Annotated in this window: 12 protein-coding genes; 4 read left to right on the top strand and 8 right to left on the bottom strand. The window is 34.8% G+C overall.

Features of this window, described 5'->3' with window-relative positions; genetic code table 11:
* Window positions 1-206 precede the first annotated feature (206 nt).
* On the top strand, window positions 207-434 hold the full coding sequence (locus tag MY04_RS28340; RefSeq protein WP_084005965.1) for a PspC domain-containing protein: 228 nt from the start codon (window positions 207-209) through the stop codon (window positions 432-434).
* Here MY04_RS28340 and MY04_RS18995 read toward each other — a convergent pair.
* From MY04_RS18995 to MY04_RS28260, 6 genes are all read right to left on the bottom strand, one after another.
* A complete protein-coding gene (locus tag MY04_RS18995; RefSeq protein WP_066212294.1) occupies window positions 426-1,460 on the bottom strand; it encodes a glycosyltransferase family 2 protein in 1,035 nt (344 codons plus the stop codon). The genes MY04_RS28340 and MY04_RS18995 overlap by 9 nt on opposite strands.
* A gap of 28 nt (window positions 1,461-1,488) precedes the next feature.
* Window positions 1,489-1,818, bottom strand: a complete 330-nt coding sequence (locus MY04_RS18990) for a YbaB/EbfC family nucleoid-associated protein (protein WP_066212292.1) — start codon at window positions 1,816-1,818, stop codon at window positions 1,489-1,491.
* A gap of 85 nt (window positions 1,819-1,903) precedes the next feature.
* Window positions 1,904-3,139 (bottom strand): ATP-dependent Clp protease ATP-binding subunit ClpX, encoded by a 1,236-nt coding sequence (gene clpX / locus MY04_RS18985; RefSeq protein ID WP_066212290.1) that lies wholly within the window; start codon window positions 3,137-3,139, stop codon window positions 1,904-1,906.
* Between the two features lie 237 nt (window positions 3,140-3,376).
* The gene (locus MY04_RS18980; protein ID WP_066212289.1) at window positions 3,377-4,048 is read right to left on the bottom strand and encodes a ClpP family protease; all 672 of its coding nucleotides are present in this window, start codon (window positions 4,046-4,048) and stop codon (window positions 3,377-3,379) included.
* Between the two features lie 144 nt (window positions 4,049-4,192).
* On the bottom strand, window positions 4,193-5,332 hold the full coding sequence (locus tag MY04_RS18975) for a DNA polymerase III subunit (protein ID WP_066212288.1): 1,140 nt from the start codon (window positions 5,330-5,332) through the stop codon (window positions 4,193-4,195).
* A gap of 145 nt (window positions 5,333-5,477) precedes the next feature.
* The gene (locus MY04_RS28260; protein ID WP_257794053.1) at window positions 5,478-5,609 is read right to left on the bottom strand and encodes a hypothetical protein; all 132 of its coding nucleotides are present in this window, start codon (window positions 5,607-5,609) and stop codon (window positions 5,478-5,480) included.
* 714 nt (window positions 5,610-6,323) lie between these two features.
* Between MY04_RS28260 and trmD the strand changes: the two genes are divergently transcribed.
* A complete protein-coding gene (trmD, locus tag MY04_RS18970) occupies window positions 6,324-7,046 on the top strand; it encodes a tRNA (guanosine(37)-N1)-methyltransferase TrmD (protein ID WP_066212285.1) in 723 nt (240 codons plus the stop codon).
* Between the two features lies 1 nt (window position 7,047).
* Here trmD and MY04_RS18965 read toward each other — a convergent pair whose 3' ends face one another.
* Together MY04_RS18965 and MY04_RS18960 are read right to left on the bottom strand one after the other, a co-directional pair.
* A complete protein-coding gene (locus tag MY04_RS18965) occupies window positions 7,048-7,572 on the bottom strand; it encodes a hypothetical protein (protein ID WP_066212283.1) in 525 nt (174 codons plus the stop codon).
* Between the two features lie 295 nt (window positions 7,573-7,867).
* On the bottom strand, window positions 7,868-8,944 hold the full coding sequence (locus MY04_RS18960) for a branched-chain amino acid aminotransferase (protein WP_066212280.1): 1,077 nt from the start codon (window positions 8,942-8,944) through the stop codon (window positions 7,868-7,870).
* Between the two features lie 138 nt (window positions 8,945-9,082).
* On the opposite strand from MY04_RS18960, the gene MY04_RS18955 reads away from it, so the two are divergent.
* Window positions 9,083-10,417: a hemolysin family protein gene (locus MY04_RS18955; protein WP_066212278.1), complete on the top strand. Its 1,335-nt coding sequence runs from the start codon at window positions 9,083-9,085 to the stop codon at window positions 10,415-10,417.
* A 447-nt stretch (window positions 10,418-10,864) separates the two neighbouring features.
* The gene (gene nagB, locus MY04_RS18950; RefSeq protein ID WP_066212277.1) at window positions 10,865-12,796 is read left to right on the top strand and encodes a glucosamine-6-phosphate deaminase; all 1,932 of its coding nucleotides are present in this window, start codon (window positions 10,865-10,867) and stop codon (window positions 12,794-12,796) included.
* Window positions 12,797-12,800: the final 4 nt, after the last annotated feature.

Raw genomic sequence — 12,800 nt, 5'->3', positions numbered from 1 at the left:
CCGCAATTTACCCGTATGTAGGCAAATTTCATCTTTACAGTACAAATCTTAACTTTTTTTAGAATTTTAACCAGTAAAAAGGTAGATTATCAGAGTGAAATTAGCACAAAAGGTATATTTACTTTTATTTTTTAAAGATAAATGATAAAAAAATATGCTCTATCGATTTAAATTAATATTTTCAATAATTAACATATTATAAAACTATGACCCCTAGATTAATTCAAAGATTCATCGAAAAGCAAGCATATGGTGTATGTTCTAAATTGGGTAATAAACTAAGTATTTCTTCTAATAGCATTAGACTTTACTTTGTTTATGCTTCATTATTTACATTTGGCTCACCTATTATCCTCTATTTTTCTCTTCACTTTTTTATTAATATAAGGAAGTATATTCGTCAGTCGTCGAACTCCAGAGAGACTCTATTTTAGAGATTCAATATCTTGAAGATCTGAGAACTTTTTTCTACTCTTCAAAAAGTATTCCGATACGATCAATCTTTTATAAACTTGATCAAAAAAAAGTCTCTTTTCAGGAATTTTCTTTCTCTGACATATTAAGTAGCGTAAAGATAGATAAAAATCCCTATGCGACTTAATTACAGCGAGAAAATTAGCCATTTCACTTTTAAATAAAAACCTAATTCCAGCAATTCCATCTAAAACCATTCGAATAAAAATGCTTGGCAACAAATGTTTGGTAGGTAGGTTTTTAAATAGTAAAAATAACCCATTTCTAAAGTTCAAATATGTCTTTTTAGGATTGTCTCTGCTTAACGTACCACCTCCAACGTGATACACTTCTGAGTTACCCACTGTCATGATTTTATAACCCGCCGATTTTAATCTCCAACATAGATCAATTTCTTCCATGTGGGCAAAAAAACGTTCATCTAAACCTTCCATTTGATGATATAGTTTAGACTGAATAAATAAACATGCACCAGTAGCCCAAAAAATCTCTCGAGTATCGTCGTATTGCCCTTTATCCTCTTCTAATGTATGCATGATTCGTCCCCTACAAAAAGGGTAACCCATATAATCGATAAAACCGCCAGCTGCACCTGCATGTTCAAAATATTGCTTTTCAGAAAACAATTTGATTTTAGGCTGACAAGCAGCGATACGACCATCGGATTCCATTAACTCTAGCATTGGAGCGAGCCAATTTTCGGGAACTTCGATATCAGAGTTTAATAAAACGAAATATTTAGACTCTACTTGTGCGAGGGCACGGTTATAACCTCCCGTAAAACCATAGTTTTTATCGAGAACAATTACCTCTACAGAGGGTTGATTTTTACTTAACCATTCCACTGAACCATCGGTAGAAGCATTATCTGCAATAATAATTCTCGCATTGTTACTGTTTTGAATAACACTATCAAGAAATTGTTCTAAAAAATGTTTGCCGTTGTAGTTTAAAATAACGACCGCAACCTGATCGTAGGGAAGCATATATAAATTACTATATTAAAAAAGTTTGTTATCCTAGGTTTCCAAAATCCATACCTGGAATATTTGGCATCATCCCCTTTGTAGTCTTCATCAAACGCTCTTGTCCTTTTTGATCTGCTTCTGCAATTGCTTTGTTCACTGCTGCGATCACAAGGTCTTGAAGCATTTCTTTATCTTCTTCTTTACAAAGTAAAGGGTCGATATCTAATTTGATGACTTGTTTCTTAGCATTTGCTACACATCTCACCATACCGCCTCCAGCATCTGCTTCAGCAACTACATTTACTAACTCCTCTTGTGCTTCTTTTAATTTCTCTTGGACTTGTTTTAATTGTCCAAACATATTGCTAAAATCCATAAAACAAATTTTATTTAAAACACAGACAGCAAAGCACTAAAAATAGTGTTTTGCTGTCTGTTTATTACTTTATTTTTTAATCCTGTTATGCAACTCTTAGGTTTTTTGCATGTGATGAACTTTCAAATTTTAAAGTTGCGTAATCTCTATCGATTACAAACTTCTCAACCTTTTCATCGCTAGATGGAATTTCGTACATAGAATCCAACATAATTGCTTCAAGGATTGATCGTAGTCCCCTTGCACCTAAATCATATTCCATTGCTTTTTCAACAATGTAATCCAATGCACCATCAGTAAACTCTAACTCGATGTCTTCCATCTTAAACAATTTGTGATATTGTTTTGTTAGTGCATTCTTTGGTTCTGTTAGGATATTTCTTAATGCATCTTTATCCAATGGCTTCAAGTAAGTTACCAATGGTAAACGACCGATCAATTCTGGTATGATACCAAAACGTTTCAAATCCTGTGCAGTAACAAACTCTAAAAGTTGTTCTTTATCCAATTCAGGTAGATCATCCTCTTTTCCTGCAAAACCAATAGGTCTTGTATTTAAACGAGAGGCAATCATATCTGCAATACCTGCAAATGCTCCACCACAAATGAATAAGATATTTTCAGTATTTACTGAAATAAGTTTTTGTTCTGGATGCTTTCTACCGCCTTGTGGTGGTACATTAACAATAGAACCTTCTAATAATTTCAATAATGCTTGCTGAACACCTTCACCCGATACATCTCTTGTGATGGATGGGTTATCAGATTTTCTAGCAATTTTATCAATCTCATCAATGTAAACAATACCTCTTTCAGCTTGCTCTACATTGTAATCAGCTGCTTGTAATAAACGTGTAAGAATAGTTTCTACGTCCTCACCTACATATCCTGCCTCTGTAATTACAGTAGCATCAGCAATACAAAAAGGAACCTGAAGCGCTTTTGCTAAAGTTTTAGCCAATAACGTTTTACCAGTACCTGTATTACCTGTCATGATGATATTTGATTTCTCAATTACCACCTCATCATTATCTGCTTTTTGATTTAACCTCTTATAGTGGTTATATACTGCTACAGATAGCACCCTCTTCGCTTTATCCTGACCAATAATATATTCGTCAAGATGTTTTTTCATTTCTGCAGGCGTTTTTAAGGTAAAGTCTGATGTTTCAGCATCTTGTTTACGAGGCTTTCTTTCCTCCATTAAGATCTGATGCACTTGCTCAATGCAGTTATTACAGATTTGGGCATTTTGTCCCGAAACCATTAGCTCTACCGTATCTTTCGGTGCGCCACAAAATGAACAGAAATTTCCTTTCATTTATTATTAACTATCCTTTTTCACAAAAAGTGTTAAACACTCTTCTTTCATTATCAGTCAACTAACTGATAAATTTCAATTTTGATTGAAAACGCAATTTACGTATTTAATTGCACTTTCTTAGCATAAACAAGAGGGAAATGTGTTGCATTTCCCTCTCTATTGTAATCATTTACACTAATTTAATTAAAATTAATGAATGACCACCTTTATTATTTTGTAAATCGACTTAATGAATTATGGTTTTCTAGTTAAAACCTCATCCACCAAACCATATTCTTTAGCTTCTTGTGCTCTCATCCAATAATCACGATCAGAATCTTGCCACACTTTATCGTAAGGTTGCTTTGTATGCGTTGATAAGATCTCGTACAATTCTTTCTTTAATTTTTGAATCTCACGAGCTGTAATTTCAATATCAGAAGCTTGACCTTGAGCACCTCCTAAGGGTTGGTGGATCATTATTCTTGAGTGTGGTAAAGCAGCTCTTTTACCATCTGCACCACCTGCAAGAAGCACAGCTCCCATCGATGCAGCTAAACCAGTACAAATAGTTGCCACATCTGGACGTACATATTGCATTGTATCATACATTCCCAAACCAGCATACACAGATCCTCCTGGGCTATTGATGTACATCAAAATATCTTTCTTTGCATCTAAAGATTCCAAGAATAACAACTGAGCAACAACGATATTTGCCACTTGATCATCTACTTGAGTTCCCATAAAAATGATACGGTCAGCAATCAATCTTGAGAATACATCAATTTGTCTAAAGTTACGCTCTCTTTCCTCGATAACGTAAGGTGTAGTATTTTCGATGTTACTCATGTATGCATCCGTATGCAAGCTAGAGATCCCCTGATCTTTCAGAGCAAATTTTTTAAATTCTTCTTTAAAGTTCATATGTAATACTTTTTTGAGTTTCTTTTTCCAGTACTAGATAGTACAAAGACATAGGAAAAATGGGTTGTTTATCTAGTTCTCTATACAAATATAAAAATATACTGATTAGAGCAAAGAACTTTTTTGCCAAATTGGAACTTTTTTCTACTGAATTCGGCCGAAAGCACGACTTACTTTTATCGACAAACTCACAAATACAATTTTGGCATTTCCGTTTCTTTCGATAAAATAACAAGCATCGTTAAAACTGTTTACCAGCATGGGTAAGTTTTTATCGCTTAACACTTGAGCGAAATTTTTAGCAAAGGTGTGCGACTCTTCGTCTAAACGAACCACTTGATCTGCTTGATTTTTGATAAGCATGGCTTCTCTAAACAAGGTCAAACCAAATTTGAAGAAACTTTTCTGCCCTTCCTTACCCAACTTATTGAATTCTTCCGACCACTGTGTGATAATTTCAGTAAAGCTTGGTTTAAAACAAGCACGCATCCATTCTTTAAACAAACTCTCGCTTTGATCTGGAATATCTGATGCTATTCGAAGTGCTTCTCTAATGTTTCCATCAGATAAAAATGCCACCTTTTTCGATTTTTCAGTTTCAACACCTTGTTCAATTAAGAACTTAGAAATATGTTCGTCAGAAGGTGAGGGAACGAATACCTTTTGTGTTCTTGATAAAATAGTCACTATCAATTTCTCTGGGTCGTTCGTTACCATAAAAAACAATGTCTTTTCTGGCGGTTCTTCCAATATTTTTAAAACGGCATTTGCTGCGGGTGCCTGCATCAATTCAGGTAACCATACTAAAACAATTTTATAACCATTCTGATGTGCTTTAACAGACAAGGCTTTAATAGTTTGTCTACTCTCTTGTCGAGTAATCATTGCTTGTTTGTTATCTCCTCCAATATGATCTACCCAATCGGCAACATTTTTATACAAACCATTTTCTTCTAAAAGAAACGATCTCCAATCGGGTAAAAATTTATCGGAAGTGGCATCCTCTCTTTTAGTCACTTTCTTTGTCAATACGGTTGGCAAAACAAAATGAAGATCAGGATACATCAATCGTTCCGCATTTTTACAAGATTTACACTCACCACAAGCATCCTCATCTGTAGGATTTTCACAATTTAAATAAGTAGCATATGCCAAAGCTAAAGCCAACTGCACCCCTCCTTCTTTACCAATAAAAAGTTGTGCATGGGCTACTTTACCTTGCTGTGCGGCATGAATTAATACCTTCTTTATATCATTTGCTCCTGGAACTTGCGAGAAAAGCATATTGTCTTTTTTAATACTTGAAATATTCTAAAATATCTTCATTGAGTGTAAATACTTTAGGTAGACAAAGTTCGATGATTCCTTTATTAATACAAGTAATTAAAAAGTAATTTATAGAAATATGTGTTAGTAATCATTAATTGTACTAATGATACACCTTCTCATAAATAGAATGTGGATGATCCGGATCGGATACAGCCACTGTATTTTTAGATGTGATACAACTACTTAAAGCTACAATGGTAACGATACTCAATAAGATTTTTACTTTTTTCATAATGCTAATTAGGTTTAAATTTATGATGGTAGAAGGTTGATGTAGCTTAAAATGATTTTAAAAAAGTTGCCCTCAGATTAGATTGAAGAGAACAACTTTTGACATTTTAAAATGCGATGTTTCGGTTTATAGCTAATCCTTGAAATAAATATCGTAAGTGTTACACTTATACTAACAACTTGATAACAATTTTTATAAAGTTGAAAAATACCATACAAATCAATAACTAAAGACACACTTTTTGAATAACAAAGTGCATTCAACATAAAGAAAATAAAAAACCCTTCATTGAATGCAACGAAGGGTTTGTAATAATTAACATTTCATACTTAATAATTTCTTTTTGATAATGGTTAAAATTATTCGTGTACCAAATGGTAAATGTTTTCAGTGTTATTTGGGTTATAACCTGCAGCTACATGATTCTTATATGAAGTGCAGCTTGACATAGCTATAATTATCCCGGTAGCTAATAATAACTTTAATATTTTCATAATAATGTGTTGTTATCGGAGAGATAATTATTTAACAGTGTTCCAAGTTAACATTTATTTACAACAAATCCAAAAAGTTATAAATATTAGTGAATTGAAATGGACTCCACTAAGGTATCTTTGTCTTTGTTTCTATCTTTGTATAGGTTAGTACATCTCATTTAAAGTAATCCCTAGAGGCATTTTGTACTCAAATCATCAAAAAAATTGATTGAAAATTATGCGTATTGATATTATTTCATGTGTTCCGAACTTGTTGGACAGTCCTTTTTCACATTCTATCTTACAAAGAGCTAACGATAAATCATTATCTGAAGTGCATGTACATGATTTAAGAAAATACGCAGTGAATAAACACGGTCATATTGATGATTATGCTTACGGTCATGGTGCAGGCATGGTCATTATGTGTGAACCTATTTTCAATTGCATAGAAGACTTAAAAAAAGAAAGAGAGTATCAGGAAGTAATTTATATGACTCCTGATGGTGAAGTATTCAATCAGCAAATCGCCAATCATCTTTCGATTACATGTGAAAACATTATTATTCTTTGTGGTCATTATAAAGGCATTGACCAAAGAGTAAGAGACGAACTCGTAACTAGAGAAATAAGTATAGGAGATTACGTGCTATCTGGAGGTGAATTAGCTGCAGCAGTTGTTGCTGATGCTATAATTCGTCTACTTCCAGGAGTTTTAGGCGATGAAACATCAGCACTAACCGATTCTTTCCAAGATGGTCTACTAGCCCCACCAGTATACACTCGCCCAAAAGAGTGGAAAGGAAAAGAAGTCCCTAGCATTTTACTTTCTGGCCACGAATCTAAAATTGATGAATGGCGATTGGAGGAATCTATGGAAAGAACAAAAGAAAGACGACCTGATCTTTGGGATAAATATCTTGATGCTCACCCAGAGATCAAGAAGAAGAAAAAGAAATAACCTATTCCCCAGATACTTCCTGTTTATATTGACTTATAGAATAACTCAAATTACTGTGGTACTTATCTTGATAAGACCCATCTTCTAATTCGATGTGTTCTAAGTAACCCAGTAATTCTGGTATTTTATCTTTCCTTTTTTCAGGATCAAGTTCAAAAAACAATTCAGCTAACATCACCTCAGCAATTTCGATTTTTGGGTGATTCAACTCTTTTTTCATCTCAATAACCACTCTGTAAATAGCAGCATTGTTATCTAATTTTTGATGGGCATGTTTATTAGAAACTTTCAGGATATAATCCATTTCTTCTTTGGAATATTTTTTCTTGAAATCATCTTCAGTTCCAAGAAAATTACATTTGCCACAACGAGCTAAATATGGAGAGTAATTAGAGATGTCAAACTTTTGATGAAAACCTCCATAGAATAGTGTTTCACTGTCTTCTACTGTTCTTTGAGTGAAGTGATTGTCGTATGGACATTTTACTCCCTGTTGATGTGTAACATAATACGGAGTAAAGCACATGAGAAAGGTAATTAGCAATGGCTTCATGATATTTGATAGTCGGTCGGGTAAGAATTAATTTCATCACAAAATTAATAAATTTAAATACGGTTTAGAATCATTTTCGCTATTATTTTTTGATGAATACGTGATTTTATAACACCTAACACATCTCATCATCAATTAGTTATATAAATTTCAATAGTACATAAGTACAAAGTAATATGAATCCCATAAAAAAGAAGCTGCCTTTTGTTTTATCATAAAAACAAAGAGCAGCTTCTTTAGGTAATATCAAATAATGGAGTTATAAAAATTAGATTTTATATGTCCATCCTTTCGTATCTTCAATTTCTCCTTTTTGAATACCTTGGAATTTGGCCTTCAATTCTGTAGAGAATGTATAATCTGCAGGTAGATCGAAATCTTCACCATCGTTAGAGATCACTGCAAAAGGAGCGATTGTTACCGCTGTTCCAATACCAAATGCACCTCTCAGTTTTCCATTTTTTATCGATTCAATTACTTCGTCCACTGAAATATGACGCTCTTCTACTTTATGTCCCATCCCTTCGATAAGATCGATTACTGTTAAACGAGTGATTGATCTAAGGATAGTATCTTCTACTGGTAGAGTTGGTGCTGTTACGAATGTTCCGTCAATATCAAACATAACGTTCATTGTACCTGACTCCTCAATGTACTTATGCTCTTTAGCATCTGTCCATAATAATTGATCGTACCCTTGTTGAGCAGCCAATTTAGCTGGAAGTAAAGATGCAGCATAGTTACCTGCTACTTTTGCAAATCCAGTTCCGCCTGGTGCAGTTCTACTGAATTCCTTCTCCACTTTAACTCTTAAAGCTTTAGAATAGTATTTACCTGCAGGAGCAGTAATAATAGCAAAAGTATACGTGTCTGATGGTTTCATTCCTAAGAACTCATCAGTAGCAAACATAAATGGACGAATATAAAGTGAGCTATCCGGCGTGCTTGGTACCCAATCTCTATCAATTTCTATCAAACGGTGAAGACCCTCCATAAAAATTTCTTCAGGGATACTAGGCATGCAAATACGCTCAGCAGAGACGTTCATTCTTTTTGCATTTTCTTCTGGTCTAAACACAAGGACTTCTTCAGGGTTTTGAGCATTTCTAAATCCTTTTAATCCTTCAAAAATTGACTGGCCATAATGTAAAGACGACGTTGCAGGTGCAAGTTGAAAACTATCGTAAGGGACAATTCTCAAGTCCTGCCATTCACCATCGCGGTAATCTGCGACAAACATGTGATCGGACATCGTTTTACCAAATGCAATATTGTCAAAATCTACTTCGCTTAAACGAGAATTTTGAGCTTTTTCTACGCGAATATCTAATTTTAATTCCTTCATATTATTGTCCAAACATATTTTGCGATGTGTATCAAGCCATAAATATAGATACATTTGTACTATTGTGAGGAAAAAATTCAAAAATAGTGTCACTCTCCAAGACTTTTTTTGATATTTGATAAGAAATTAAGAATTATAATGAACGAAAACATCATTTACATAGGACTTTGTCTACTTTTTTCCGCCTTCTTTTCGGCGACGGAAATCGCATTTGTTTCTGCGAATCGTCTTCATATAGAGGTACAAAGAAAAAAGCTTTCTTTGGCAGGTCGTCTTATTAATAAATTTTTCGAAAATAAATCGACTTTTATTACCACAATATTAATCGGAAACACCACTGCTTTAGTGATGTATGGTATTTTTGTATCGAAAGTTTTAGACCCAATTTTACAAAACTTTTATATGACTCAATTTCCATCCATGGATCCTGGGACTGTAGAAGTCACTGTTTTAATTACACAAACTATTTTATCTACAGTTGTCGTTTTAATAACAGCGGAATTTCTACCCAAAAGTTTAACGATGATCAACCCCGATGTTTTCCTAAATATTGCATCGCCTCCAATGAATGTTATCTACACACTCTTATATCCAATTACTTGGTGCGTAGAAAAATTATCACAGTTTACTATCAAAAATATATTTGGTTTCCATTCTCAAGAAGAACAAAATTCATTCAACCTCACCGATCTGAGTCAATATATTAGAGATATAGAAGTAGCATCACTTGATCAAGAAGATTCAGAAGGAGATGCTATTGATAAAACCTACTTGGAAAACGCATTAGAATTTAAAGATGTTCGTGTGAGAGATGTTATGATTCCAAGAAAAGAAATCGTTGCTATCGATATTGAAGAAGATATTGAAGAACTGAAGAAACTCTTTATAGAAAGCGGACATTCCAAAATCCCAGTTTATAAAGAAGACCTTGATGATATTGTAGGTTACTGTCACGCTCGACAGTTATTTAAAAAGCCTGAAACTATACAAGAAATTCTCCATGAGATCCCTACTCGTCCAGAAACTGCTGCTGCAGATGAAGTGATGACATTTATGATGGAAGAAAAGAAAAGTTTAGTATCTGTTATTGATGAATATGGTGGAACTGCAGGCATTGTTACGTTAGAAGATATTACTGAAGAAATTGTAGGTGAAATCGAAGATGAACACGATGAAGAGGAACTTCCTTTCTTTCAAGAAAATGAATATACTTTTCTTCTAACTGCTCGACATGAAATTGATTGGCTCAACGAAAAGAAAGATTGGGAAATAGAAGAAGGAGAATATGATACCCTTGGAGGTTTTATTTTACATCATTATAGAAACATACCTGTAGTTGATGAAGAAATCGATATTGAGGACCTAAAATTCCATATTGTTACCATGGATGGAGCTAGAATTGACATGGTTAGACTAATTTTCCCTCATCAAGAAGAGGAAGAAGAAGAAAATGACAACGAAATCACAGAGTAATTTTGCAAGTATAACCCAAAAAGTCCATTCTATTCTTTACCCTTTGCACTAAGAACAAAACTATTCTTATTCTTACTTACCCTCAATTATTCATTTTAGCTTAATGTATAGGTCATTTTTAATTATTAAATTAAAGATGAGATCATTTTTCGTTATCAGTAATGAGTTATACACCCTAAATAGTTCCTTTAATAATACAGAATATAAATTCATTCACATTTGGTAATCACTTGTAAAATTTATTGTGAATGATATTTAAAAATCACTCTATATGGAACGTTATGATCGATCAAAACCGTTTATCTATCGACGAACGTCTTGTATCGAAATTATTATGTACAATCTACACCTCTACATAATTTTGGTACATCGAAAAGAAAAAGAGACCGATTCTATACTTCTTTTCGAGCATTAAAAGAGTAAAAAACCAACATAAAAAAATATATTATGACCACTACATTGTTAAACCAACAGGTGATGACAGACAGAGAGTTTGAGCGTTTAGAAACGCTTACTTTCGAAACAAGTGCGAAAGCATCTATCGTTATCGCTAATGAAATCGCCGACCTTATTCGCGACAAAGCTTCTAAAGGTGAAAACGCTGTTTTAGGTTTAGCTACAGGTTCTTCTCCTCTTAAAGTATATGACGAACTTATTCGTCTTCATAAAGAAGAAGGCTTGTCGTTCAAAAATGTGATCACTTTCAACTTGGATGAGTACTATCCAATGCAACCTGATTCGATTCATTCTTATGTTCGTTTCATGAAAGAGAACCTTTTTGATCATGTAGATATCGAAGAGAAAAACATCCATATTCCTGACGGTACTTTGGCAATGAAAGACGTTTACGCTTTCTGTCAAGACTACGAAGCAAAAATTGCTGCTGCAGGTGGTTTGGATATCCAAATCTTAGGTATTGGTCGTACAGGCCATATCGGTTTTAACGAGCCGGGTTCTACAGAAAATAGCCGTACTCGTATGGTGACGCTTGCTGCAGTAACTCGTATCGATGCTGCTCCATCTTTCGGTGGTTTAGACAACGTTCCAAAACGTGCGATCACAATGGGTGTGAAGCCAATCATGCAAGCTGGTCGTATCATTATGATGGCTTGGGGTTCTGGTAAAGCACCGATCGTTCAAAAAATGGTAGAGGGTGATATCTCTATGCAAGTCCCTGCCACTTTCCTTCAAAAACACGACAACGTATCAGTATTCCTAGATGAGGGTGCTACTGAATCATTAACTCGTGTAACTAACCCTTGGTTAGTTCGTGAAGTAGAATGGACACAAGCCATGATGAAAAAAGCCGTTGTTTGGTTAGCATACAAAACAGGTAAGCCTGTATTGAAACTAACAAACAAAGACTATATCGAAAATGGTTTAGATAGCTTGTTATCAACAAAAGGTGCTGCTTACGATTTGAACATCGAAGTATTCAACCTTTTACAACATACAATTACTGGATGGCCAGGAGGTAAGCCTTCAGCAGACGATACACAACGTCCTGAAAGAGCTGAACCTGCAAAGAAACGTGTAATTATCTTCTCTCCTCACCCAGACGACGACGTAATCTCTATGGGTGGTACTTTCCAACGTTTAGTGGACCAAGGACATGAAGTACACGTTGCTTACCAAACATCTGGTAACATTGCCGTTTCTGATGATGATGCTCGTAGATATGCGACTTTCTCAAAATCATTGATGGCGAAATTCGGATTCGATACAGCAGAATCAAATTCTAAGTTCAAAGAAATTACAGGTTTCCTTGATGCTAAAGAAGAAGGTGATATCGACTCTTTGGCTGTTCGTCAGTTAAAAGGTCAGATCCGTAGAGACGAGTCAATTGCCGCTTGTCGTTACACTGGAGTTCCAGAATCAAAAGTTCACTTCCTAGATCTTCCTTTCTATGAAACAGGTAAAGTGCGTAAGAACCCAGTAGGTCCTGCAGATATCGAAATCATCAAAAGCTTGATCTCAGAAATCAAGCCTCACCAAATCTATGCAGCAGGTGACTTAGCCGATCCACACGGTACTCACCGCGTTTGTTTAGATGCGATCTTCGCTGCTCTTGAAGAGTTGAAAAATGAAGATTACATGAAAGATTGCTGGTGTTGGTTATACAGAGGTGCATGGCATGAGTGGCCAATCGACGAAATCGAAATGGCTGTACCAATGTCACCAGAGCAAGTGATGATCAAACGTAAAGCAATTTTCTTCCACGAGTCTCAAAAAGACGGTGTGGTATTCCAAGGTACAGACGACCGTGAATTCTGGCAACGTGCCGAAGAGCGTAACTCTGATACTGCCAAGCTTTACAACCAACTTGGACTAGCAGAATATGAAGCAATGGAAGCATTCGTTCGCTACCACTTCATCTAAGCCA

The organism is Flammeovirga sp. MY04 (genome assembly GCF_001682195.2).
Lineage (GTDB): Bacteria > Bacteroidota > Bacteroidia > Cytophagales > Flammeovirgaceae > Flammeovirga > Flammeovirga yaeyamensis.
This window is presented reverse-complemented; position numbering and strand designations above follow the sequence as displayed.